The 22,567-nt window shown below is 68.3% G+C and carries 23 protein-coding genes and 4 tRNA genes; 8 read left to right on the top strand and 19 right to left on the bottom strand.

Annotated elements, in window-relative coordinates:
- Nucleotides 1-16: 16 nt before the first annotated feature.
- Nucleotides 17-739, bottom strand: a complete 723-nt coding sequence (locus G6N45_RS20870) for a Clp protease N-terminal domain-containing protein (RefSeq protein ID WP_163724214.1) — start codon at nt 737-739, stop codon at nt 17-19.
- A 205-nt stretch (nt 740-944) separates the two neighbouring features.
- On the opposite strand from G6N45_RS20870, the gene G6N45_RS20865 reads away from it, so the two are divergent.
- On the top strand, nt 945-1,301 hold the full coding sequence (locus G6N45_RS20865; RefSeq protein WP_057147250.1) for a helix-turn-helix domain-containing protein: 357 nt from the start codon (nt 945-947) through the stop codon (nt 1,299-1,301).
- A gap of 4 nt (nt 1,302-1,305) precedes the next feature.
- Here G6N45_RS20865 and G6N45_RS20860 read toward each other — a convergent pair whose 3' ends face one another.
- The 8 genes from G6N45_RS20860 to G6N45_RS20825 form a co-directional block, all read right to left on the bottom strand.
- On the bottom strand, nt 1,306-1,728 hold the full coding sequence (locus G6N45_RS20860; RefSeq protein WP_057147249.1) for a hypothetical protein: 423 nt from the start codon (nt 1,726-1,728) through the stop codon (nt 1,306-1,308).
- 266 nt (nt 1,729-1,994) lie between these two features.
- A complete protein-coding gene (locus G6N45_RS20855) occupies nt 1,995-2,177 on the bottom strand; it encodes a three-helix bundle dimerization domain-containing protein (protein ID WP_246228750.1) in 183 nt (60 codons plus the stop codon).
- A 101-nt stretch (nt 2,178-2,278) separates the two neighbouring features.
- Nucleotides 2,279-2,578 carry a hypothetical protein gene (locus G6N45_RS20850; RefSeq protein ID WP_163724212.1) on the bottom strand — a complete coding sequence of 100 codons (300 nt, stop codon included), beginning with the start codon at nt 2,576-2,578 and terminating at the stop codon, nt 2,279-2,281.
- A gap of 40 nt (nt 2,579-2,618) precedes the next feature.
- Nucleotides 2,619-2,870 (bottom strand): hypothetical protein, encoded by a 252-nt coding sequence (locus G6N45_RS20845; protein ID WP_163724210.1) that lies wholly within the window; start codon nt 2,868-2,870, stop codon nt 2,619-2,621.
- Nucleotides 2,871-3,795: 925 nt separating this feature from the next.
- Nucleotides 3,796-3,990: a hypothetical protein gene (locus G6N45_RS20840; protein WP_163724209.1), complete on the bottom strand. Its 195-nt coding sequence runs from the start codon at nt 3,988-3,990 to the stop codon at nt 3,796-3,798.
- A gap of 286 nt (nt 3,991-4,276) precedes the next feature.
- Nucleotides 4,277-4,351, bottom strand: a tRNA-Val gene (locus G6N45_RS20835).
- Between the two features lie 11 nt (nt 4,352-4,362).
- Nucleotides 4,363-4,436: transfer RNA gene (locus G6N45_RS20830), tRNA-Cys, on the bottom strand.
- A gap of 27 nt (nt 4,437-4,463) precedes the next feature.
- Nucleotides 4,464-4,536 (bottom strand) — tRNA-Gly (locus G6N45_RS20825).
- 348 nt (nt 4,537-4,884) lie between these two features.
- Between G6N45_RS20825 and G6N45_RS20820 the strand changes: the two genes are divergently transcribed.
- Nucleotides 4,885-4,959: transfer RNA gene (locus G6N45_RS20820), tRNA-Val, on the top strand.
- 50 nt (nt 4,960-5,009) lie between these two features.
- Here G6N45_RS20820 and G6N45_RS20815 read toward each other — a convergent pair.
- On the bottom strand, nt 5,010-5,372 hold the full coding sequence (locus G6N45_RS20815; protein ID WP_246228749.1) for a hypothetical protein: 363 nt from the start codon (nt 5,370-5,372) through the stop codon (nt 5,010-5,012).
- Between the two features lie 56 nt (nt 5,373-5,428).
- Between G6N45_RS20815 and G6N45_RS20810 the strand changes: the two genes are divergently transcribed.
- Nucleotides 5,429-5,878, top strand: a complete 450-nt coding sequence (locus G6N45_RS20810; RefSeq protein ID WP_163724206.1) for a lipoprotein LpqH — start codon at nt 5,429-5,431, stop codon at nt 5,876-5,878.
- A 1-nt stretch (nt 5,879) separates the two neighbouring features.
- Here G6N45_RS20810 and G6N45_RS20805 read toward each other — a convergent pair whose 3' ends face one another.
- Nucleotides 5,880-6,305 (bottom strand): copper chaperone PCu(A)C domain-containing protein, encoded by a 426-nt coding sequence (locus tag G6N45_RS20805; protein WP_246228748.1) that lies wholly within the window; start codon nt 6,303-6,305, stop codon nt 5,880-5,882.
- A 396-nt stretch (nt 6,306-6,701) separates the two neighbouring features.
- Between G6N45_RS20805 and G6N45_RS20800 the strand changes: the two genes are divergently transcribed.
- Nucleotides 6,702-7,433: a sigma-70 family RNA polymerase sigma factor gene (locus G6N45_RS20800; protein WP_246228747.1), complete on the top strand. Its 732-nt coding sequence runs from the start codon at nt 6,702-6,704 to the stop codon at nt 7,431-7,433.
- 395 nt (nt 7,434-7,828) lie between these two features.
- Here G6N45_RS20800 and G6N45_RS20795 read toward each other — a convergent pair whose 3' ends face one another.
- From G6N45_RS20795 to G6N45_RS20775, 5 genes are all read right to left on the bottom strand, one after another.
- Nucleotides 7,829-9,319 carry a phytoene desaturase family protein gene (locus G6N45_RS20795; RefSeq protein WP_163724202.1) on the bottom strand — a complete coding sequence of 497 codons (1,491 nt, stop codon included), beginning with the start codon at nt 9,317-9,319 and terminating at the stop codon, nt 7,829-7,831.
- Nucleotides 9,320-9,417: 98 nt separating this feature from the next.
- On the bottom strand, nt 9,418-9,930 hold the full coding sequence (locus tag G6N45_RS20790; RefSeq protein WP_163728808.1) for a MarR family winged helix-turn-helix transcriptional regulator: 513 nt from the start codon (nt 9,928-9,930) through the stop codon (nt 9,418-9,420).
- Nucleotides 9,931-10,288: 358 nt separating this feature from the next.
- The gene (locus G6N45_RS20785; RefSeq protein WP_246228746.1) at nt 10,289-11,956 is read right to left on the bottom strand and encodes a chloride channel protein; all 1,668 of its coding nucleotides are present in this window, start codon (nt 11,954-11,956) and stop codon (nt 10,289-10,291) included.
- Nucleotides 11,957-12,121: 165 nt separating this feature from the next.
- Nucleotides 12,122-13,759 (bottom strand): nitroreductase family deazaflavin-dependent oxidoreductase, encoded by a 1,638-nt coding sequence (locus G6N45_RS20780; protein WP_163724199.1) that lies wholly within the window; start codon nt 13,757-13,759, stop codon nt 12,122-12,124.
- A gap of 212 nt (nt 13,760-13,971) precedes the next feature.
- Nucleotides 13,972-15,243, bottom strand: a complete 1,272-nt coding sequence (locus tag G6N45_RS20775) for a L,D-transpeptidase (RefSeq protein WP_246228745.1) — start codon at nt 15,241-15,243, stop codon at nt 13,972-13,974.
- Between the two features lie 242 nt (nt 15,244-15,485).
- On the opposite strand from G6N45_RS20775, the gene G6N45_RS20770 reads away from it, so the two are divergent.
- From G6N45_RS20770 to G6N45_RS20755, 4 genes are all read left to right on the top strand, one after another.
- Nucleotides 15,486-15,731: a hypothetical protein gene (locus tag G6N45_RS20770; RefSeq protein WP_048423115.1), complete on the top strand. Its 246-nt coding sequence runs from the start codon at nt 15,486-15,488 to the stop codon at nt 15,729-15,731.
- 9 nt (nt 15,732-15,740) lie between these two features.
- Nucleotides 15,741-16,949, top strand: coding sequence for a cupin domain-containing protein (locus tag G6N45_RS20765; protein ID WP_163724197.1), 1,209 nt, complete (start codon nt 15,741-15,743; stop codon nt 16,947-16,949).
- An 11-nt stretch (nt 16,950-16,960) separates the two neighbouring features.
- The gene (locus G6N45_RS20760) at nt 16,961-17,848 is read left to right on the top strand and encodes a ferredoxin family protein (RefSeq protein WP_163724195.1); all 888 of its coding nucleotides are present in this window, start codon (nt 16,961-16,963) and stop codon (nt 17,846-17,848) included.
- Between the two features lie 104 nt (nt 17,849-17,952).
- Nucleotides 17,953-18,345: an STAS domain-containing protein gene (locus tag G6N45_RS20755; protein WP_163724192.1), complete on the top strand. Its 393-nt coding sequence runs from the start codon at nt 17,953-17,955 to the stop codon at nt 18,343-18,345.
- 97 nt (nt 18,346-18,442) lie between these two features.
- On the opposite strand, the gene G6N45_RS20750 is transcribed toward G6N45_RS20755, so the two are convergent.
- The 3 genes from G6N45_RS20750 to G6N45_RS20745 all read right to left on the bottom strand — a co-directional run bounded on the left by G6N45_RS20750 (nt 18,443) and on the right by G6N45_RS20745 (nt 22,539).
- The gene (locus tag G6N45_RS20750; RefSeq protein ID WP_246228744.1) at nt 18,443-19,165 is read right to left on the bottom strand and encodes a SigB/SigF/SigG family RNA polymerase sigma factor; all 723 of its coding nucleotides are present in this window, start codon (nt 19,163-19,165) and stop codon (nt 18,443-18,445) included.
- Nucleotides 19,166-19,918: 753 nt separating this feature from the next.
- Nucleotides 19,919-20,077: a hypothetical protein gene (locus G6N45_RS27750; RefSeq protein WP_170312461.1), complete on the bottom strand. Its 159-nt coding sequence runs from the start codon at nt 20,075-20,077 to the stop codon at nt 19,919-19,921.
- Nucleotides 20,078-20,145: 68 nt separating this feature from the next.
- Nucleotides 20,146-22,539, bottom strand: a complete 2,394-nt coding sequence (locus G6N45_RS20745) for a putative bifunctional diguanylate cyclase/phosphodiesterase (RefSeq protein ID WP_246228743.1) — start codon at nt 22,537-22,539, stop codon at nt 20,146-20,148.
- Nucleotides 22,540-22,567 lie beyond the last annotated feature (28 nt).

Here is a 22,567-nt window from a genome sequence, read left to right as displayed (position 1 = left end):
CCGTCGTTTCATTCCCTCACGGGTTGGTGAAGGCCTCCAGCGCTGTGCGCAGGTCGTGCTCGAAACGCCCGGCGTCGATTCCGAGGCGGTGCAGCACGCCGTCGTCGTCCTCCTCTTCGAACAGCGCGAGCAGGAGGTGTTCGGTGCCGATGTAGTTGTGGCCCAGCCGCAACGCCTGGCGGAAGGTCAACTCGAGGGCCTTCTTGGCGCGCGCGTCGAATGGGATGAGCGCGGGCACGTCGTCGACCCTGGGCGGCAGGGTGACGGCGTCGGCGACGGTGTCGGCGTCGACGCCCTGGCCGGCGATCAGGCGGGCCGCCAGCCCGGTCGGGTCGGCGACCAACCCGAGCACCAGATGCGCCGGGCGGATCTCGGCATTGCCCGCGGCATGCGCCCGGTTCTGGGCCTCGACGATGACCGCGCGGGCTCGCGGAGTGAACCTGCTGAACCCGGCTTCGGGGTCCAGAGCCGCCGCGTCGGTGCGCGTCCTCGGGACGAAGCGCTTCTGGGCGGCCTGCTTGGTGACCCCCATGCACTTGCCGATCTCGGTCCACGACGCGCCCGACCTGCGCGCCTGGTCGACGAAGTGGCCGATCAGGTGATCGGCGACCTCGCCGAGTGCTTCGGCGGCCAGCACAGCGTCGGTCAGCTGGTCGAGTGGTTGATCGTGGACGCGGGTGATGACCTCGATGAGGTCGTCGAGGCGGACAGGATGGCTGATCTTCGCGGCGTCGCTCATGCGTCAACCTTAGGTTGACGCATCCGACGGCGTCAACCCCGGGTTGACCCGGCGGTGTGGGGACAGTCGCGCCGCACGGTGCGGTCGAGAGCGGCGACCGGGCGGGACACCTCGAAGCGGTCGGTCATGCGTCGACGGTGTCTCGGGAGTGGTCTGGATCACTGAGGGGTTTCGCTACGCGGCCAGTTCGGGAACCCGGACAGGGATGCGACCTGACGAGAAGACCACGGCACACCACCCCCGGATGTTGAGGCGGGCGTTGGACTTCATCCACGAGAACGCCCAGTACGAGATCACCATCCGGGACATCTCCGCGGCCGCGGACGTGACGCCGCGCGCGATCCAGTACGCGTTTCGCGAGCACATCGGCACAACGCCCCTGGAGTACCTACGGCGCGTACGCCTGGAGCGGGCCCACCGCGAACTCAAATCGGCGGATCCGGCCCGTGACACCGTCACCTCGATCGCCGGCCGGTGCGGCTTCAGCCACCCCGGCCGTTTCAGCAGCGCCTACAAGCAGGTGTTCGGCACCGAACCGAGCCGGACCCTGCGCAGCGGCTGACGCCTCACAAAGGGGTGAAACCTTCACGGTTGTAGATGCCGGCCTGCCAGCCACGCGCGCCCAGGCACACCAGCGGGCGCCCGTCCGGCGCCTGTGCCGCGGACTGTGGGCCGGGACACGGCGCCCCGACGTCCTGCACGCCGCGCAAGTCGTAGGTGGCCTGCCAGAAGCCGGTGTACACCGGTGGCCACTGATTCGGGATCCACCGGCACTGCAGCGCCTCGCCACCCGGGCCGCGGCCGAAGGTGAACCGCTCCATATTGGTGCACGGGGCGGTGAGATGGGCGTCGTAGCTGATGCCGGGGACGTCGTTGGCGTAGTGGCCGGGGTCGTCGGGATAGGCCGGACTCGGCTGGGCTATCGCGGCGGGCGCCGCGCCCAGAGCAGCGATGCCGATCGCGGTCGCCGTCAGCATCTCGCGAATCATGTCCCACCCCTTGGTCGCCGGATCGGTTTTCGTGCCCCAGAACCCTATCGGGTGGTGCCGCCCCGTCGCGGGCTTTCCGCCCCAGCAAACGATCTCGGCCCGCCACCTGAGGGGGGTTGGTGGCGGGCCGAGCGTATCGGGGTTGTCTGATCGGGACTTCCGTACTGGCGAAATTACGGACCCAACCTGAGAGTGGCCTGATAGCCACATAGATTCGCGCTTGAAATGCGGTAACGAATCGGGTGTCGGTCAGACGCCGAGCCGGGTCAGTTCCGCCTTGGCGTTGCGTTCGACGAACAGCGGGACGAAGTCCGGATGGGCCGGCCCTCGAAACGGGCGTACTGCTCGTGGACGACCGCGGCGACGCGGCCCGGCTCCACGGTGGCGTGGGCGTCGGCCAGACGCTGCGCCAGTTCGTCGATGATCTGCTGCTCGCTCAACTCGATCACACGCTCAGCTTCGCCGTGACCGGCGTGACCGTCAACCGGTGCACACCACGGCATCGTGACGTGCTGCGACAACGGCGTGGCGTGTGGTGAACGTCAACCGGCTACTTGAGCTTCAGCACCCATGCCGGTGCCCAGTGGGTGACCGTCTGCTTGTCGCTACCGAAGCAGACGGCGTACGTCACCAGACCCCACCAGCCGCCCTGCTCGCCGAGACCCCAGCAGGTCAGCCGGCCCTCCACGACGGTGTCCATCTGCAGACCATGCGGGTGATACCGGCCTGCGCCGTGCGGTTCGCGCGGGAACATCGCGACGAGGTCCACGAGGACCTCGACCGGTGGGTGCACCCGGCGGAACACAGTGGGCTGCGGTTGCCCGCTGTGTCCGATCTGCTGCAGGGCCACCCTTCGATCATATGTTCGAAAGTCGCCGTGCGAAGCGGGGTTAGCCTAGATTGTTGTTGGCCTTCGTCATACCCGGCGTGAATGACGGTCCGCACGGCATCTTGATGCCGTGCTGGGTGCACAGCGGGATGCCGCCGGCGACGCCTGTGTAGGTGCCGGGCTTCGGATAGGTGCCGTGGATGTCCACTCCGCTGCTGGCGGCTTGGGACACGGCCGCACCGCTGAGGGACGCCGCGAGCACGGCGGCTCCGGCGAGAAGTCCGGCGGTGGCGGCGGCGATTCGGTTCGACATGGCGATCTCCTGACAAGGACGCTCCACGGCTGCAGCCGTGGTGATCGGGGGCCGGGTGGCGGCGCCCGGCCGTGGGTATGGCATCGATGATGAGCGCGAAAACGCCGGGTGAACCACCCTGATCGCCTGCCGATCGACTGACAGCCGCGCAGGGTACGCAGGAGGCTGTCAGCGGGCTTTCAGGTTTGCCTGGGAGGCGAATGCAGCGTTGCTGCCCACAGCGGTCGGAGGGTACGCTGATCCGAAATTCGGCGCTCCATGGTGCGGCCCGGTTGTAGCCCACGCCCGGGCCGGGGAAGTGGATTTGGTGGACCATTAGCATGTGGTCAGCGCTGCGCCATGTCCTTGTCGGCGAAGCCGAGGCGTCGCCGATGTGCAGGTGCGGTCACAGCGCAATGTGTCACTGGGACGACTGGGGAAGCTGCCGCCTCATCGACTATGTGACCGACGACGAGTGCCGGTGCGCTCGGTTCACCCCCGGCTTCAACTGAGGAGCCGGGACGCCTCGAATATCATGCGCGACAACGGGACACAAGACTGGTGAGCAGGCGTTCGGGCACTGGATGCCATGGGATGGGGAACTCGACCCGTGCGCCGGGCAGTCCTGTCCGCGAATGCCGGGAACGTGAACGGCTGCTCAACGGCTACCCGCACGAGCGCCCGGCGTGCGGCGACAACACTCCCACTACGCAGCCGATCTCGACCGCGTCCGACCGGCACTGCAGGGCGGCGTGCACGCGCTTGGCGAGCGGCGGGGAGTATCGGTGGTGGCGCGCAGGCGGATTCGCACCCTACACGCCGGGCCGGCGGGGCGTGATCGGCCACCCTGACGGGCTCCTCCCCATCGTCTCCCAACGGGACAACCGATCTGCGTGAGCGCGACAGCGACGATTGCACGCTCACCGCACCCGCCGGCCCGACCCGATCAGTGCGTGAGGAAGTCCTCGCTCGCGTCGATTTCGCAGAGCTGGCGGTCGATCTGCTCCAGCGTCTGGGCGTCAGCGAGCATCCGGTGCGTCAGTTCGATGCGCTGCGCGACTAGCTTCGACCGGTTACCTCGCAGCGTCCACAGCAGTGACTCGCGCTCCCCGCGGGTCAGATTGGTCAGCCTGGCGGTCATGACTGTCTCCCATCAACGACCGGGCGCTCGGGTTTGGACCGCGGTCGTGCGCTCGATCATGCGCCCTCCGGCGCCGATTCCGACCAGGCGCCGCCGGAGTCTCAGGACACTTGCAGGACAGGTCTCAGAACATCCACAGGGCGGGGCGGGCGTTGCGCCGCCACGGGTCTGTCTGCGCCACCGACATCGAACAACTCGAGCGCCCGCGGTCCTCGGCAAGGTGCCGCGCATGCGGTTGCTGTGCCAGCAGTCACCTGGCATAACAGCTCCTGAACTGCAAGAACTCTGGTGCGCGATACTGGGATTGAACCAGTGACCTCTTCCGTGTCAGGGAAGCGCTCTCCCGCTGAGCTAATCGCGCCGGGAACACCTTGGAGGTGGAGACGGGAATCGAACCCGTGTGCACGGCTTTGCAGGCCGTTGCCTCACCACTCGGCCACTCCACCGCTGGGCTTGATGCCACTGCACCTTCGAGCGGATGACGGGATTCGAACCCGCGACCCTCACCTTGGCAAGGTGATGCGCTACCAACTGCGCTACATCCGCGCGCCACGGGCGAGTTCGTCGCTCGTCGCGATGCACGACGATAGTCCACGCAGTTGGGCGTAGACAAATCCCCTCCCCGTTGGGGCGCGTCGCGCCTCAGAAGAGGGCGTATTCCTCGCGCGAGAGCGCGATCCATCACGGTTGGAGTCCGAGCTGCGGATGCCGGAAATCTGGCTGCGTAGCTCACGCCGCCTGCGGGCACTCGCCGTAGGGGCAAAACCGCCACCGCCCGTTGCCAGCGTGGTGACGCCACCGCATACCTGTGAGTTGCCTGTCAGGTGGTGCGAATTCTGGGAGGGCGCGCTGTCCGTGTTAGTGTTCTGGCTCGTCCGACTCGTCGGGATCCCCGGTCTCGTAGCTCAGTGGGAGAGCGTCCGCCTCACACGCGGAAGGTCGCTGGTTCGAACCCAGCCGGGACCACCACAGAACACGATCCTCTGACGCGGTGCGAAGCGTGGAGATCGAACGCCGCATTACGCGTCGGCGTGACGCCGACGCTGCCGAAGTTCCATCGACAGGGCCACGATGACGGCCAACGCGCCGACGGCTGCGAGGCTCAACGTTCCGAGCCGCCTGTCGTCGAGTTCCTGTCGGCACAGCGCGGTGTAGTCGGGCCGGACGACGAGATCACCGTCTTGCCGAGCGTTCTGCGTGACGGGGGCCTCTTGAATGCGTGCCTGGGAAAGATCAGGGGCGACGGCAGTGCCGCAGCTGATGACCTGACGCTGAGGGGACACCGAGACCGGCGTCAGCAGTCCGGCAATGCCGATCACCGCCGCCACCGCGCAGATGAGCATGATGATTCGTCGCAGGATCATGTCCAGATCGGTACCCACCGAGGCGAGATTGATCCGTCCGGGATCAACGGGAGCCGACCCGGGTACCTCCTGGTATGGGCACGGCCGAACGCCTGGCGTGGCAGCGTACACCGAAGAAAACGATGGTCGTGGTGATCGCCGCGCTGGTCACGGGCTGTTCGGCCACCGGCCAGGCGGCCCCGGCACGTGAATCGACGATATCGATCGGCGGCGCCACCGTGCGCTTCGATGGGCTCGGGTGCGTCCGCTCCCAGTCCTACCTGTCGATTCTCGCGGGTCGCGCGGGCGCCGAGGTCGCCGTCATGCTCGATACCAGCGGCGTGAAGCCCGAGGTCGACTGGATCAAGTTGCGGAATGTCAACGGCCTCAGCGGCGATGTGTGGCGGGGAGGCGTGGGTCGCGCGCGTGCGGTTCGTCGCGACGGCCGCGAGTACGTGGTGACCGGATCGGCCTACGGATTCTCGGCGGCGTCTCCTACGGACCTCGGCATCCCGGTGCCCTTCCGGATCGATGCGCGGTGCTGAGCTACGGCATCTGCACGGGACAGGCCTCCACCGCCACCGGCAACGTGATGTCCCCGGCCCGGTCGAAGTGGAAAATCACGTCAGCCGTCGTCGCCGGCCGCAGATCGGGGTCCAGGCCGTCCAAGCGCGCCGGGCCCATGCGCAGCGAGCCGCCGGGATCGCCGGGATGAGGCTGGCCGTAGGCGACGGTGGCCTTCGGCGGTATCTCCGTCGTGGCGGGTAGGCGCGTTGCCTGCGCGGCGTCGGTGGACACTCCGAGCAGCTTCTCGGGGTCGGCGCCGCGATTGTTGGTGACCGTGAACCGCATCGCCGCCCCGGCATCGAGTTGGATGGCGCACCGGCCGGGCAGGAAAGCCGGCACGATGTAGACGTTCTCCACGGTGGTTTCCTGCGTGGTCGACCCGGTTCCGCGATTGGGTGAACGCACCGCGGCATCGTCGTCCTCACTACAGCCCGCCGCCAGAACGGTGAGCGTTGCTGCAGCAAGGCCCGCCGGCACGCGGAATCGGTTGTTGTTCGGTCGCACGGATCTCCTTCCGGTTGTGCGGCGATGTCCGCCGGCGGCGCCCACGGACGGAGGTACTACCCGTTGTTTCCCCGCGCGGCGGTTTTGATCCGTCTCGACGGGCGGGAAATTCGTCCATCTCGCATTTATTGCAGTCCTACAACGATTGCGCGGCAGACGGTGACGCCCGAGTGGCGGGGGTAGGCGACGGTCGAGACCCAAGCGTGCCGAGGAGGAGTCTTGACCGTCGCGACAGAGCGCATGAATTCCCTGACACATCCCGGCGGTGTCGCGTCACAAGACATCGACGACCTCGTCGTGCGATTCGCGCGCGCCCGGACTGAGGCGCAGCGTCGACTGTGGCGAAACCGCGTCATCACGGCGTGCGTCCCGATCGCCGACAACATCGCGTACCGATACACGGGCAGGGGAGAGCCCGCCGACGACCTCTTCCAGGTGGCGCGCCTCGCCCTGGTCAAAACGGTGGATCGCTTCGACCCGGACAAGGGCCCCTTCCTGGCCTTCGCCGTCCCCACGATCCGCGGGGAACTCCGGAGATACTTCCGTGATCACACCTGGATGGTGCGGGTGCCTCGGCCGGTTCAGGAGGTGCAGTTGCGCTCAGGGCGCACCACCGAGGCTTTGTCTCAACGATTCGGCCGCAGTCCGACTCCGACAGAACTGGCCGACGAGCTGGGGGTGAACATCATGGACCTCGGCGATTCACCGTGCGCCCGAACCGCTTATCGTCCGATGGCGTTGGATGCGCCCGTGCGTGGTCATGGTGAGGCTTCGGACAGCACCGTCGGGGCAATGCAAGGTGCCGACGACCCGGGCTACGAGCGGGTCGAAGACGTGATGACGGTCGAGGAGGCCATCGCCGATCTCGATCCCCGGCGCAAAGCCATCCTGAGGATGATCTTCTTCGAATGCCTCCCTCAGCGTGAAGTGGCCAACCGACTCGAGGTGTCCCAAGTGCAGATCTCGCGGCTCCTCCACGACACCCTGGCGCGAATTCGGGCTCGCGTCCGCGTCGATGCTGCGGCATGAGACGCATGCATAGGCGCAACGGGTGGATCACCATCCGTCGGATCCGATCGACGAATCGGAGCCGGGCCACCAGTCCATGCACCCCGACGAGTGCCAGCAGGGCGGCCGCACCCGTCGCCCGAGGTGACGACCCGATCGGCCGTCGCGGTCCGCGGACGCAGTTCGCGGCTGTGTGCCGACTGCGCGGCGGCGGCTCTGCCCAGCGGATCCGAGCCGGTGAGCTGACGGTAGACGGGCCACTGATCGATCCACTGTCGCACAGCCACCATCGGCTCCTTCGGTTCGCGCAGCGCCCGACGCGCTGGTGTCCGCAACGACCGGTGGTGCCCTTACCCCGGCGCCGGAGCGAAACCTCGTTCGACGGTCATTTTTGCGAACCCGCAACGATCGGCCCGTCAGCGGGGAGCGAGATCCGGCAGTGTGCTGATGCCGAAGTGTTGCCGCAACACCCGGCCGGCGGCGTGCATCCCCGACATGCCGTGCACACCCGGGCCGGGAGGCGTTGCCGCGGAGCACAAGTAGACGTTTCCCAGCGGTGTGCGGTAGGGATCCCATGCGAGTACCGGGCGGGCCAGCATCCGGTACATCGACACCGTGCCGACAGCGATGTCCCCGCCGCGGTAGTTGGCGTTGTGCCGCGACAGATCGGCAGCCGGTATGCACCGTGAGCCGATGACGACGTCGCGGAATCCGGGAGCGAAGCGCTCGATCTGCGCGATGGCTGTCGCGGTCATGTCCCGCGTCGAGCCGTTGGGCACGTGCGCGTAGCTCCACAGCGGGTGTTCGCCACCAGGACCGAGCCGACTGGGGTCAACCACCGTCGGCTGGCTGACCAGCATCATCGGGGTGGCGCTGTGTCGCCCCGATCCGGTGTCGGCCTCGGCGCGCGCCATCTGCGCGCGCGTCCCGCCGAGGTGGACCGTGCCCGCCTTCCTCAGTCGGGAGTCCGCCCAGGGCACGGGTTCGCGTAACGCGAAGTCCACCTTGGCCACCCCGTTGCCGGGGGTGAATCGGCGCAGCGCGCGCCGGTAGCGGACGGGCAACCGGTCCCCGAAGACGGTGTCCAGGGTCCATGGCGCGGTGTCGAAGACGTACACCCTTGCGGGTGGCAGGGAGGCAGCGTCGTCGACAGCCAGGTCGCACTCCACGGTGACGCCGCGGGCGCGCAGGTCGTCGACCATCGCATCGGTGATGGCCTGGCTGCCGCCCACGGGCAGTGGCCAGCCGGGGTCATGAGCGAGCGAGCCGAGCAACAGCGCCGTGGCCGCGCCGGCCAGCGAGGGGATCGGCGTGTTGGCGTGCGCACCCACCCCGGTCAGCATCGCCCCGCAGCGCTCGGCGTCGGTGACCCGGCCCCACACCCGCGTGCCCAGTTCCAGCGCCCGCGCCGCCAGGGTCGCCGCGCCGATGACACCGGAGCCCGACCACAGCGACGCCGGCGGATGGCGCAGATCTGAGAGCCCTATGTCCCGTACGGTGTGCACGGCATCGACCAGCGGGCGCATCATGGCGGCGTACCGGCGACCGTCGGCGGGTCCGGCCGCGGACAGTTCGGCGACGGTCCGGTCGAGGTCGTGGTACGCCACGGCGGCCGGACCATCGTCGAGGGGATGGGCGTAGGACACCTCGGGAACGCCGAATTCCACTCGGCGACTGAGCTCGAAGCGCTGGAAGAACGGCGAGGCCATCGCCATCGGGTGCACGGCCGAACACAGGTCGTGCAGCAGGGGAACGCCGAGGTCGAGCTCCTCGGTTCGCGCCCCTCCGCCCGGACGGGGCTGCGCCTCGCACACCGATACGGTCAGACCCGCCGCGGCGAAGACGATCGCCGCGGCCAGGCCGTTCGGTCCGGTACCCACAACCGTGACGTCCGCGGCGGCGCGCATGCGCAAGTCCTCTCGTCGACCACTGGGAGTCCAGTCATTCCACTGCGCTCGACGGCTAAACGCCCAGCATCTGGCCCAGCGATGGGAACTGTGCTGTCTCAGGCCGATTCCGGAGGCCAGAGCAGGCTGATCGTTCTGCCGTCACGGTCGGGCTCGCCGGCTGCCACCGCGAACGCTTCCAAGGCGGCGGCCACGGTGCTGCGGTCCTCCGCTTTCATCGACCGCAGGACACGCTCGATGGCCGCGCGACGGTGCTCGGTCACCTTCTCCACGAGGCGGCGTCCTGCAGGTTTCACCGTCAAGGTGACATTGCGACGGTCGACCTGAGATTCTCGGCGATCCAGTAGTCGGGCCTTGATCAAGCGGTCGCACGTTCGGCTCGCATTCGACGGATTCACTCCGAGTTCAGCCGCCACGGAGGCGAGGTTCATCGGACCGCGCGTGTGGAGTAGCACCAGGACCCGAAACTGAGGGACGGTGACCACATCGTCGACCTCTCCGAGGGATTCGGCGGCGATGCCCACGAGCGCGCGGGAAGCGCGTAGCACGGCATCCGCCTGAGTCGTCAGCGGCGACCTGCGCGGAGCGCGGCTTCGCGGCGGTGATGTCATGAGTGAATTGTGGTCGAACACCACGGTGATGGCAATCAACCGCGCCGCACCATCAGTGGGTGCTTCTGGCGATTCGGGGCACGCCGGTCCGGATAGGCGGATTGCGCGAAAACTCGGACGACATTGATTGCATATTCGCAATGGTTGCGAGAAGTCACCATCTGCGTCCGCCTCGGCGTCACCGACGCTGCGCTGGCGGTGACCTGGGGCGGCGCGGGCTGGTACGACCGTGGTCCACGGCCGGCGCACCACGTCGGAGCACCAGCGGCTGCGTGACCGGCTGGCGCGAATGCTGCTGCCGCGCTTACCCGGTGGGGCGGCATTGCTCCAGCAGGCCGGCTGATCCGCTTCGTCGATGTCAGGACGGTGGGGCGGGATGGAGGCGCTCCAGCAGCGACTCGTAGGTCACCCACCCCACGACCGCGGTGTGCTCAGCGTTGAGCACCGGAAGTCCGGCGGTGCCGCGACCGGAAAGCGCTCCCACGATCTTGCTCGAGTCGGCGGTCTCGTCCAGGGCGATAGGGTGTCGGATCAGGCTGTGCACCGTTTCCGGGGGAGCGTCGTCGTTCAGGGCCTCGGCCACATCCTCAGCCGAGACGCAGCCCTGATAGGTGCCTTCGCCGTCGGTCACGGGCAGCATCCCCAGGGAGGATTCGGCGAGCACGGCGGCCGCCGCCTGCAGCGTGCTGTCCCCGGGAAGGGGATCAGGTGCCGGTCGGGCGACGTCGGTTGCGGTCAATCCGGACAATGTGCCGTGCGGAGTGTCGAGATCGATACCGCGGCGCCACAGTTTGGCGGTATAGATCGTGTCCCTGGGCAGGAGGTGGCCGGTGCCGGCAGCCACCGCCACTGCTGCCATGAGAGGCAGGATGATCGAGTACTGCCCGGTCAGTTCGAACAGGATGATGACCGCCGTCACCGGTGCTCGCGTCGCGCCCGCGAGCGCGGCACCCATTCCGATCAATCCGTAAGCGCCGGGTGATTCCGTGACCGTCGGGAAAAGGCGGTGAGCGATCTCGCCGAATGCGGTTCCTGCCATCGCGCCGATGAACAGCGTCGGAGCGAAGACTCCCCCCGAGCCGCCGATGCCGATGGTCAGGCTGGTGGCGAGCATCTTGCCGACCAGCAGGACCACTAGCATCGGGATCAGGTACTTGCCCTCCACGGCGTTCTCCAGTACCGGGTATCCGACGCCGTACATCTGGGGCAGAGCCACCAGAACCGCCCCCAGCAGGATGCCGCCGGCCGCGGGACGAGCCCACTCAGGGCCACGCCACGCCCAGTCGCACGCATCCTCGACCCGGTACAGGACCTTGGAGAACAACACGCCCACCGCACCCGCCAGGACGCCGAGGGCCGAGTAGAGGCCGTATTCGACCGGGCTGTGAACCGCGAACGAGGGAAGGGTCAGGAACGGATGGTCGCCCAGCATCGCGCGGCCGATGACGTCGGCCACCACGCTGGACAGCACGACGGCACCGAACGACTGCGCTGCGAAGTCGCGCAGGATGAGTTCCATCGCGAAGAACGGGCCGGCAAGGGGTGCGTTGAACGTGGCGGAGATACCCGCGGCCGCCCCGCAGGCGACGAGGAGCCGGACCCGCGACACGGGTAGGCGTAACACCTGTGCCACCGTGGAACCCGCCGCGGAGCCGATCTGAACGATCGGACCCTCGCGACCGACGGAACCCCCACCGCCGATGCACAAGGCCGACGCCAGTGCCTTCACCAGCGTCACCTGCGGCGCGATTCGGCCGCGCCGGTGTGCCACCGCGTACATCACCTCGGGAACGCCATGGCCTCTGGCCTCGGGAGCGAACTTGTGCACGATCGGCCCGTACACCGCGCCGGCGACCACCGGGGTGAGCAACAGGAACCAGAAGTCCAGCGCCGGCCAGTGCGCACTGGCGACCCGCCCCAGCCCCGAGTAGTCGTCGTAGCCGGTGAACATGCGGGTGAACAGCGTGATCAGCTCACCAAATTCTACCGCCCCCAGGCCGGTGACGGCACCGACCGTGATCGCCAACGGGACGATGGCAGCCGAACTGTCACTGAGCCAGCCCCACCAGAATCTCTGGCGGAAAACAGGTATGCGACGGGAACGCCGCAAGCGTTGTGCTTCCACCATTATTGCAGTATGCAATGATTGCGATTGCGTCGCATAATCGCGCGGCTGCGCGGTGTGACGATGTCAGCCCGGTGGTTGAGGAGACAGGGCGACCACAGGCAGTTGACGGGCCAGCCGCGCACGTGCCGCGGGGCTGCCGTCGTAGCGCCACCCGAGCAGCCTCGTCAGCACACCGCGGATCAGCGGCCGGACCCAGCGATGCGCCCGTTCGTACTCGGCCATCGCCGACTCCGCCTCAGCTGCGGTGAGCACACGATGTCGAGCGCAGAAACGGTCACTGCCCACGTTCACCTCGTAGTCGGAGTGCGCCTCGATGTTGCGTAACCAGTCCGACGAACGGCCGAACCCGGCGATCACCAAGTACTCGTCGGCGCCGGGGCCGGCCCCGATGACTTCCAGCACGGTCCGGTAGCGATGTCCCGATCTGCGTCCGGTGTGGGTCAGGCACAGGAAGCGCCGCCCGAGAAGCCAACCGAAACCCTTGGCGTACAGCACCGTCGGTGCGGCCAGCGCCGGCCGCAGAAGTTTCGCCACGCGCGTCCTGTGCGGATTGCGGATGCCTCCGCCGGACTTGCCGACCAGTGCCGTGGCCACGAGACGGTCGATCAACGGCAGTCGTGTACAGCGCAGCACCAGGTGGCGTATTCGGATCTGCCATGGCGACGACGGCAGGAACCAGCGGGTTCCCGCGCGACCTTTGCGTTGTTTCTCCTCGACCACCGGTCGCCATTCGGTCTCGTAGCCGAGTAGCGCCTCCTCGATCGATTCCGCTTCGCGGAGGTGCTCGGCCAACACGTAAGCGCCGGCCATCGCCAGCGATGCGCCCTGCCCTGCGATCAGCGATACGGCGTAGCCGGCGTCGCCGAGGAGGACGACACGGCCCTGCTGCCAGCGCGGCATGACGACCTGGGCGACGGAGTCGTAGTAGACGTGCTGGGCGGGGCACCGGCCGAGTACCTCCGGAACCAGCCAGCCCAGTCCGCCGTAGGCCTGGCGGATGGCTGATCGCACGTCGTCCGGCAACGTGGGATCGGCGGTGCGGTGCACCGCGAAGACGGCGACGCGGCCGCCGCGCAGGGCGTACAGCCCCACCTGCCTGTCGACGGTGTCGGTGAGACAGAAGTGCCCTTCCATGGCCTCGAGGATGCCGGGGTCGTAGAACGTGAATGCGGCGGTGTGAAAACCCAGATAGCGCAGGAACTTCGCGTCAGGACCGAACACCAGCCGCCGCACCGTCGAATGCAGACCGTCTGCACCCACCAGGAGATCGGCATCCACGTGCGTACCGTCGTCGAGCGTCACGCGAACCGCGTCGCCGAGGTCGGCCACGCCGCTCACCGCGGTGCCGAACCGAAGGTCCACTCCGGCCGGCAGCGCGTCGCGGAGCACACTCTCCAGATCGGGTCGGGTCAGGTCGAGCAGTCCTTTGTCGGCGAACAGGGCGGGGCGCACCCGCGCGCGGCATCGACCGTGCTCGTCCACCAGTCGCGCCTCGTCGATGTCATAGGAGACGGCCCGCAGCGCCGGCAGCAGACCCATCGCCGCTGCGGCGTCGTAGCCCGGGCCGAAGAAGTCGATCATGTAGCCCTCCGGCCGCGGCCCCGGCGAGCGCTCCAGCAGCACCACCTCGTCGTCGATCGACGCGATCCGGTGTGCGAGCGTGAGTCCCGCGATCCCGGCACCACAGATCACCACCCGCATGCTTCACCGCCTTGATTTCTGTCCACTGTCGAACCTGTCCCGGGAACGCGCCGTCAACTCAGATGCTACAAGCAATAATTGCGTGTCCGCAACGGATGCTCGATGCGACGACGGCTCCGGAGGCGCGGGGGCGCCGGCGGGGATCCCGGCGCAGCGGCAGCCTCGGCGGCATCGACGGAACGCGGCGCCCCGACGGTGCGCCGGGGAACTAGCTACTGCCGCAGCGCGCTGCCCTTGAGCCACTCCTGCCAGGGCAGCGTCCAGTCGCCGTTCTGCTCCAGTCGTAAGGGCGGCCCGCCGGTGTTTCGGACCTCGACGACGTCGCCGGGCCGCGAGAACGCGTAGAACCACTGCGCGTTGTCGCTGTTGAGGTTCAGACAACCGTGACTGGTGTCGGTGTTGCCCTGCGCCCACACCGTCGAGTTCAGCTGATGCAGATAGATGCCGTCGGAGCTGATCTTGGTCGCCCAGGGGATCGTCTCCCGGTAACCCAGCCGGCTGTTGACCGGCAGGCCGAACGTCGACGAGTCCATGATCACCGGGTTGGCCTTGTCGATGACCGTGTAGACGCCCGGAGGCGTCCAGAACGACAGCGTGGTGCCGCCGATGGTCTCGGTGCCGCCCATGCCCATCGAGGTCGGCATCGTGCGCACGAGCTTGCCGTTGTCGAAGACGCTGACCTGCTTGGTGGTGTCGTCGGCGATCGAGACGTGGGCGTCGCCGATCACGAAGCTCACGGTCTCGTCCTCGGCGCCGTACAGGTCGTCGCCGAGCTTGTCGCCGTAGATGTCGGCGTCGACGCTGACCTTCGTACCGGGCGCGTAGTAGTTCTGCGGGCGCCAGTGCGCGGTCTGGTCGTCGACCCAGTACCAGCTACCGGTGACCGACGGATCAGTACGCACCCGCAGGTGTCGTTCGGCGGCCGCCTTGTCGACGGCTTCGTCGAAGTGGGCCACCACCACCATGCCGACGCCGTAGGTGCCGCCGTCCTCGATGGATGCGTAACCGACGGTGTTCAGGTACACCGCGGTCTGGTCGCTGGGGTCGATGGTGCTGAAGCTGGACGTCTGCCGGGTCGGCATACCGCCGGGGCCGCGCCCGGCGATCGTCATGGTGTACGTGCGGCCGTACCCGAGTTGCATCGTCGGCTTCCACGCCTTGCCGTCCGGGGTCAGCACTCCGGGGATCTCCTTGTCCGCGTCGTTGACCATCGTGACGCTCTCGAGCGTCCCGTCGACGGTTGCGACGAGTACCCGGGCATCGGGTTTGACGTCCTCGGATCCGGCGCCCGGCGTCACGATGAGCCGGGCCGGGGCCGTGGGAGACGGCGGAGCCGGCGGAGCGAAGTGCGAGGCGTTGCCCGCGGCCAGAGCCTGGCAGCGATCGGGGCACTGCGGCGCGCTCGACGAGACGATGCCGACGGCGGCGACCACCGCCAGCAGGGCTGCCAGGCAGACAGCGCGGGCACGACGATCAGACCTCAAGCGTTCTCCAGTGTTGTCGGCGACGGCCACGCGACCCAAAACCGGGTCGATGGCCCGATCCTACTGGGAGCGCATCACTTCGCGCCCAGCGCACTCGGATCGTTACGCCATGTCCGACGGTCCGTTATCTGCCGGGGGACCGCCGGCGGGTTTGGCTGCCGTACCGGGCGGGCACCACTGCCAGGCGCGGTAGGCTGCGGCTCATCCCAGCGGCATCCCAGTGGCGCGGAAAGGTGACGACAATGGCACTCGATGACGACGACATCACCACGGAATCCGGCGGCGAGGGGCCTGCCGATGGCGGCTCGAATCCCGGCGGTCATGACGGCGGCGCCGATGGCACCGCGGGTGGCGAGGGGCCTGCCGACGGCGGCTCGAACCCCGGTGGACATGACGGCGGCGCCGATGGCACCGCGGGTGGCGAGGGGCCTGCCGACGGCGGCTCGAACCCCGGCGGTCATGACGGCGGCGCGGACGGTACCGCCTAGGACGGTCGCGTGCTGACGCGCTGCGTCGCGGTCGCCCCGGAGGTGTTCGCGGCGCAGTACTGGGGTCGACGACCTCTGCTCAGCCGGTCCGGTGCGCTGCCCCGCGACTTCGCGGATCTCCTCTCCCCGGACGCCGTTGACGAGCTCATCACCCGCCGCGGGGTGCGCGCGCCGTTTCTGCGGATGGCCAAGGCAGGCCAGGTGCTGGACCGGGACTGCTACCTCGACGCAGCGGGTTTCGGTGCCGAGATGCCCGACCAGGTGGATTCGGCGCGCGTGCTGGCGCAGTTGGCGGCAGGGGCCACCCTGGTTCTGCAGGGGCTGCACCGGCTGTGGCCGCCACTGATCGATTTCGTCCGCGATGCGGTCGACGATCTCGGGCATCCGGTGCAGGCCAACGCCTACATCACCCCGCCGGACAACCGCGGCTTCGACCCGCACTACGACGTCCATGACGTCTTCGTTCTGCAGGTCAGTGGTGCCAAGCGGTGGATCGTGCACGAGCCCGTGCACCCCGACCCGCTGCCCGACCAGCCGTGGACCGACCACCGCGCGGCGATCACCGCGCGGTGTGAGCAGCCTCCGGTGATCGACACCGTGCTCACCGCCGGCGACGCGTTGTACCTGCCCCGCGGCTGGGTGCATTCCGCCCGCTCCGGGGACACCACGTCGATCCATCTGACGATCGGCGTCTCGGCGATGACGGGTCTGGACGTGATGCGCGCCGTCGTCGACGCGTTGGCCGACGAGGCGGAGTTCCGCAAGTCGCTGCCCATGGGGATCGACGTCGCGCACACCGGCGAGACGGCGGCGATCGCGTCGAAGGTCATGGCCGCGCTGACCGGGACCGTGCGGGACCGCGGCGCGGAACTGAGCGATCGGGTCGCCGCCCGGCTGGCGCGCCGGCACAGCGAACGCACCCGGCCTGTGGCGGTTCCACCGCTGGCCACGCTCGACGCGGCCGCGGCGGCGGGCACGACGCGGGTGCGATGGCGCCGCGGTCTGCTGGCGACGCTCGAGGACGCCGAAGGCCGGGTCCGATTGCGGCTTCCCGACCGCACCATGTCCTTTCCGGGCCTCTGCGCGCCGGCGCTGCGAGCGCTGCAGTCCGGCACCACCGTCGATGCGGCGACGCTGCCCGGCCTCGATGCCCACGACGGCACTGTGCTGCTGCGCCGACTGCTGCGCGAGGCGGTCGTCGTAGCTGTTGCCGACTAGGACGGCGGTCGATGGCCGAAGCCAGGCGTGTGCCGTGCAGCGACCAGTCGCTGGCGCGCGGTGACGCGATGTACGGGACCGCGTCGGCCGGTCACGCCTGGGCGCTGCTCGAACTGAGCGGTGGTTGGGGTCCGTCGGCGTTTCTGGAGTCACCGTCGATCGTCGACCCCGTGCTCGGGCGCGCCATCGCGCGCCGGTTCGAGACGGTCGGGATGCGGGTCGCCGCGATCCGCCGGCCGGGCCGCCGCACGGCGAGCCCGCGCTGGCGCTGGTTCCTCGCGTTCTCCGACGAAGGGCGCGAGGCGCTGTACTGCGGCGAGGTGTCCGGGCCCGGCGACTACCTCGAACTCGCGCTCGACGGCAGCGACGGCGACCGGTGCACCGATCCCGTGGTCGCTGTGTGCGCGCACGGACGACACGATCAGTGCTGCGCCGTCCGGGGGCGACAAGCGGCCGCCGCCATCGCGGAGCAGAATCCCGAAATCACTTGGGAGTGTTCGCATCTGGGTGGTGATCGGTTCGCCGCGACGATGCTGATACTGCCCGAGGGGCTCTGTTACGGGCGCATCGATTCGACCGACGCCGCCGCGCTGGTCAGCAGATACGTCGAGGGCCTGGTCGACAACGAGTTCCTGCGGGGCCGCACATCGCTTCCGCACGCGGTGCAGGCCGCGCAGTACTTCGTCAGGAAGGCGTCCGGCGACGAACGCATCCGAACGCTCTCACCGGTGACGGTCGACCACGTCGACGACACCATCCGGGTCGTGCTCAGCGGCGGGTCCGGGCCGGTCGAGGTGGTGCTCGGCGAGCAGTTGTCCGACCCGCTGCTGTCGATGTGCCGCGCCGGGGTGCCCGGCCGGGTGCGGACATTCGTGCTGAAGTCGATATCGGCGCTCTGACTGGCGGAACGCGTATAGACTGATCTTCAAGCGCCCCATTCTTCAGGTTCAGACTAGACAGCCCGTGAGACGCAGCGCCTCATCCATGCGATCTCGGAGTTGACATGTCTTCCACCTCTTCACCCTCCCCACCCGCGGAGTCGGCGGGTGCGCCGTCGCAATGCATCGTCACCGACTCCTGGCACGATTCGGTCGTCGTGATCCGCTGCACCGGTGATCTCGACATGCTCACCGTCCCCGCGCTCGACCGTCAGATCGAGACGGCGTTGGCGAAGAAACCCACCTCGATGATCGTGGACCTCACCGCCGTCGACTTCTTGGCATCGGTGGGAATGGGCCTGCTGGTCGAGGCGAACGATCGGTGCGGGGCGGCAACGCAATTCATGGTGGTGGCCGACGGGCCGGCGACCAGCAGGCCGATGCAGATGATCGGGCTGGCCGACATCATGGTTATGGTTCCCACCTTGGACCAGGCGTTCGACGCGGCCGTGCGCTGACGTCGGCGAGTACCCCGGCGCACTGTTGCGCGCCGGGGTGACTGCCTGAATCGAAACAGCAAGCCGGGCAGATCATTTGGGTCTACCCGGCTCCTGCTCAGCTGGCTTTCTCGCGGATCGTGGCCAATGCGCGCGCCAGGAGACGGGACACGTGCATCTGGGAGACGCCGATCTCGTCGGCGATCTGGGACTGCGTCTTGTTGTCGAAGAAACGCATTTTCAGCACCATCCGGTCCCGTTCGGGCAGACCGGCGATCAGCGGTCGCACGGTGTGGACGTCGACCACCTTCTGCAGGTTGGGATCGGGTCCACCCAAGGTGTCGATCATCGTCAGACCGTCGCCGGCGGCGCTGAGCTCCTGTTCGGTGGAGCGCGTCGAATAGGCGTCGGCTGCGATGAGTCCCTCGACGACTTCCTCCCGTTCCAGGCCGAGGTACTCGGCGAGTTCGCTGGGAGACGGCGCACGGTTGAGCTGCTGGGTCAGTTCGGACCGGGCGGCCTTGAGCCGCATGTTGAGTTCCTTGAGGCGCCGCGGAACCTTCAGCGACCACCCGTGGTCGCGGAAGTAGCGGCGGACCTCACCCATCATGGTGGGGACCGCGAAGGCGAGGAAGTCGTCGGCGGTGTCGATGTCGAATCGGTTGACCGCGTTGAGCAGGCCCACACGCGCGACCTGAACGAGGTCGTCGTGGGATTCGCCACGCCCGCGGAATCGCCGGGCGATGTGCTCGGCCAGCGGGAGGCACCGTTCGATGATGGCTTCCCGCATCCGCCGGTACGCCGCGGAGTCCTCGTCCAGCAGGGCGAGTTCGCGGAACATGACGACGACGTCGGCGTAGTTGTTGGTGGTCGCGCTTGTGGTTCTGGTCGTGCTGGTGGTTCTGGTGGCTGTGGAAGGGCTGGCAGCAGAAGTCGATTGCTGAAGAGTTTGCACTGCGGATCACGGCTCTCGTGTTCGTCGACGTGACGCGCGACGTGTTCGGTGCTGTGCTGGGCCACCTCCGACCGATCGCGAAGCGTCGGTGAAGGGGGAGCGGACCCGCTCGCGGTCTCTTTCCTCTTGCTGGCGAGCATGTGACGGGCCTGAACACTGGCGTCAAGTCTTGGACCGCCCATAAACGGTTGGCATCTGACCAACAGGTCACGCCGGATTCTCGACATGCGCTTACGACGGTAGGCAGGTCACCGCGTAGGCGGCGCAGCGCCGCTTGCTTGCTCGGCGCGATGACAACACACGTTTAGCACCTGCCTCCGACAATACGGCTCCACCGCAGATGTGCAAACCCCCTGGCCGGTCGGGCGCCTGGGATGAAGGGCGTCAGCGCTGGTGAACCGGGATACGGAGCCGTCCTAATGACAATGCGTCATCCTTTGGACAGATCCCGGGTTGCGGCAAGGCTGCAGGCAGGGACCTTCGCCCCTACCGGCGGCCAGGCCCGGATCGGTCCAATAGCGATGTCGTTGCATGCGCACGAACACGCCACGGAGGGGTTGTCGTGTCCGGGGCGCACGCGACTTCTGCGGCCGGGATGGCGCCCGCTGGGGGCAGGCGCCACCCGGCGGCACCGCGTGCTCATGCCACCGCGTCGTGGGTAGCGACCGTGGACCTCAACCCGTCGTCGGTGTCCTCGGGCTCGACCGGTGTCTCGCGCCCGCACACGGGGCACGTCGCCGCCTGGGCCGACGGTTGATCGTCGGGTACCTCACGACCGCTACCTTCGCAGTCACCCATCGTCTCTCCCGGCTTCCTCGTCCTCGTGGTTGCGCCGCCCGGGTACCCGCTTCGGCGCGCTCGACGCACTACGAAGGGCCGATGACCGCGGCGTCGTCCGCCCGCCGGGTGTCAGACCCGTCGACGCCAACGATCCGGGCGGCGTCGACGGGTCGGCCGAACAGATAGCCCTGCCCCACATCGCATCCGTGTTCCCGCAGCCAGTCGGCGGTCACGGCGTCTTCGATGCCCTCGGCGACGACGGTGGCCCCCAGGTCGTGGGTCAGGTCGATGACGGCCTGCGCGACGGCGGCTGCCCGTCGGTCGCTGGTGACGGGAGCGATGAAATGGCGATCCAGCTTCACCTCGTCGATCGGGAGGTCGCGCAGATACGACAGCGACGAATAGCCACTGCCGAAGTCGTCGATGGCCACCCTGACGCCGTACTCACGCAACCGCCGCAAGACGGCGGTCACCAAGTCCATCTCGCTGAGAACGACGTCCTCGGTGATCTCGACCGTCAACAGATCGGTGGGCAGGCCCCTGCAGCCGAGTGCTCGGCACAGCTTGTCGGGAAGGTCGGTCTCACGCAGCGATGGCGCGAACAGGTTGACGGCCACCGGAATTCGCGTGTCGTGGCTGTACCAGCGGGCGGTGTCGTCGAGCGCCTTGTCCAGGACGAGGTCGGTCACCCGCTGAATCAGGCCCTGCTCCCGTATCAGCGACAGGAAAGAATCGGGAAGGAGCAGGCCCAGTTGCGGGTGGGGCCACCGCAGGAGCGCCTCGACGCCGACGGTGTCGCCGGTGCGCAGGGAGATCTTGGGTTGGTAGACCACGTCGAGCCCGTGGTGGTCGATGGCGTGGCGTAATTCGCCGAGCAGACGGATCTGGGCGGCACCGTCGCCACTGGGGCGCCGCGCGGCGCCGGAGGCGTCCGCCGCACCGCCGCCGGCGGGCACCATGTCGGCGCTGAAGGTGTGCACCTCGGGAGAGCGAGCCCGTTTGGCGGCCTGCATCGCGATCCCGGCACGTTCGCGAAGGTCTTCGGGTGTCAGATCGGGCTCGGACATCGATGCGACCGTCACGCCGATGCTGGGTCGCAGAAGGATGTCATGCCCGTCGACGGTGAACGGGACGTCGAACGCCGCGCTCACCCGCCGGGCGACGGCCTCGGACTCGTCGAACGGCCCTTCGAGCAGCAGCGCGAATTCGTCACCGCCTGTACGAGCGACGGTGTCGCCCGTCCGCGCGCAGGCGGCCAGCCGTCGTCCGACGTCGGACAACAGTCGATCGGCGGCCGAATGCCCGAGGTTGTCGTTGATCAGTTTGAAGTCGTCGAGGTCCAGAGACAGCACAGCGACCGACCGGTTGATGCGCGAGCGCAGCACCATCGCGTGGGCCAACCGGTCGTCGAACAGCGCCGTGTTGGCCAACCCGGTCAGCGGGTCGCGCAGCGCCTGGTCGGCGGCGGCCGTCAGCAGCCGCCGGTTCTCCCAGGCTGCCATCGATTGCCGCAGGCATACGGCGACGACGATGACCGGCACCAGGAACTGCTCGACGCCGGACATCACGAGGGGCGGACCGACCGTTCCCGCGAGGAGCAACGGCAGATACGGCAGCCAGAGGGAGGCGTTCGAGGGAATCGCCAGGGCGGGCGGGCGCGGTGTCGGCGTCCGGCGGCTGATCAGCGCGGCGGCGGCGAAGAGGACCGCCGCGCCGCCCCAGACGGCGTCGATCGGATCGCCGGTCTGATAGCGGTCGCCGGCGACCAGGACGGCGTAGGTGCTGTCCGCGACCGCCATCACCGCGATCGCCGCGCTGAGCACTGTCAGCACCACCCGCTGGCGGGCGTCGGCGCGCAGCAGCGTCATCACGGCGATGGTGAGCATCGTCAGGTCGGCGGCGGGGTAGAGAAGCGTGACGATCAGCGCGGTGCGGTCGTCGCGGTACGCGTCGTACACGGTGTGCAGGGCGAGGATCCAGGCCAGCAGAAACAGGCACAAGCCCACCGTGACGCCGTCCAGGGCGATGCGCAGCCGCGACTGGCGCATCGGCTCGCTGACGAACTGCGTCATCGCCGCGACGGCCAGTAGCGCGAAGACGATGTAGAAAGCGTCCGCCGCCGACGGCACCGGCGCTTCCTGCCGAAGGATCAGCTCGTACAGCAGCCAGATGAGGTCACCGACCGCCCATGCGGCCAAGGCTGCCGTCATCAGCACCCAGGCCCGTTGCAGCCGGGCGAGCGCCGCTCTGGCGGCCAGCGCGGCGCAGACGGTGGCGTAGGCCAGCAAGCCGAAGTTCACCAGGTCGTCGATGATGCGCACAGCCGGATGGTCGCCGGCCGCGCCGAGCAGCGCCGTCAGGGCGAGCACCAGCCCCAGCGGCGCGGCCACCAGCGCGACCACCTGCCGCGGATACCGGCCCATGCCCACGACACTCCCATGCCACTTACTATTCCGTGCTCCGCGGTGCTCTGTCAGCAAATGACGGGAGTAGCCGTAGCGCAGTTAT

Origin of the sequence: Mycolicibacterium psychrotolerans (genome assembly GCF_010729305.1) — a bacterium.
GTDB classification, from domain to species: Bacteria; Actinomycetota; Actinomycetes; order Mycobacteriales; family Mycobacteriaceae; genus Mycobacterium; species Mycobacterium psychrotolerans.
This window is presented reverse-complemented; position numbering and strand designations above follow the sequence as displayed.

Excerpts from the sequence above, each read along its gene's own strand:
- G6N45_RS20780 (WP_163724199.1), bottom strand. The coding sequence starts at position 13,759 with ATGCGGGTGGTGATCTGTGGTGCCGGGATCGCGGGACTCACGCTCGCA.
- G6N45_RS20790 (WP_163728808.1), bottom strand. The coding sequence starts at position 9,930 with ATGACATCACCGCCGCGAAGCCGCGCTCCGCGCAGGTCGCCGCTGACG.
- G6N45_RS20795 (WP_163724202.1), bottom strand. The coding sequence starts at position 9,319 with ATGCGCGCCGCCGCGGACGTCACGGTTGTGGGTACCGGACCGAACGGC.
- G6N45_RS20865 (WP_057147250.1), top strand. The coding sequence starts at position 945 with ATGCGACCTGACGAGAAGACCACGGCACACCACCCCCGGATGTTGAGG.
- G6N45_RS20760 (WP_163724195.1), top strand. The coding sequence starts at position 16,961 with ATGGCCGAAGCCAGGCGTGTGCCGTGCAGCGACCAGTCGCTGGCGCGC.
- G6N45_RS20750 (WP_246228744.1), bottom strand. The coding sequence starts at position 19,165 with ATGTTCCGCGAACTCGCCCTGCTGGACGAGGACTCCGCGGCGTACCGG.
- G6N45_RS20810 (WP_163724206.1), top strand. The coding sequence starts at position 5,429 with ATGGGCACGGCCGAACGCCTGGCGTGGCAGCGTACACCGAAGAAAACG.
- G6N45_RS20870 (WP_163724214.1), bottom strand. The coding sequence starts at position 739 with ATGAGCGACGCCGCGAAGATCAGCCATCCTGTCCGCCTCGACGACCTC.
- G6N45_RS20840 (WP_163724209.1), bottom strand. The coding sequence starts at position 3,990 with ATGACCGCCAGGCTGACCAATCTGACCCGCGGGGAGCGCGAGTCACTG.
- G6N45_RS20860 (WP_057147249.1), bottom strand. The coding sequence starts at position 1,728 with ATGATTCGCGAGATGCTGACGGCGACCGCGATCGGCATCGCTGCTCTG.
- G6N45_RS20845 (WP_163724210.1), bottom strand. The coding sequence starts at position 2,870 with ATGTCGAACCGAATCGCCGCCGCCACCGCCGGACTTCTCGCCGGAGCC.
- G6N45_RS27750 (WP_170312461.1), bottom strand. The coding sequence starts at position 20,077 with ATGGGTGACTGCGAAGGTAGCGGTCGTGAGGTACCCGACGATCAACCG.
- G6N45_RS20770 (WP_048423115.1), top strand. The coding sequence starts at position 15,486 with ATGGCACTCGATGACGACGACATCACCACGGAATCCGGCGGCGAGGGG.
- G6N45_RS20755 (WP_163724192.1), top strand. The coding sequence starts at position 17,953 with ATGTCTTCCACCTCTTCACCCTCCCCACCCGCGGAGTCGGCGGGTGCG.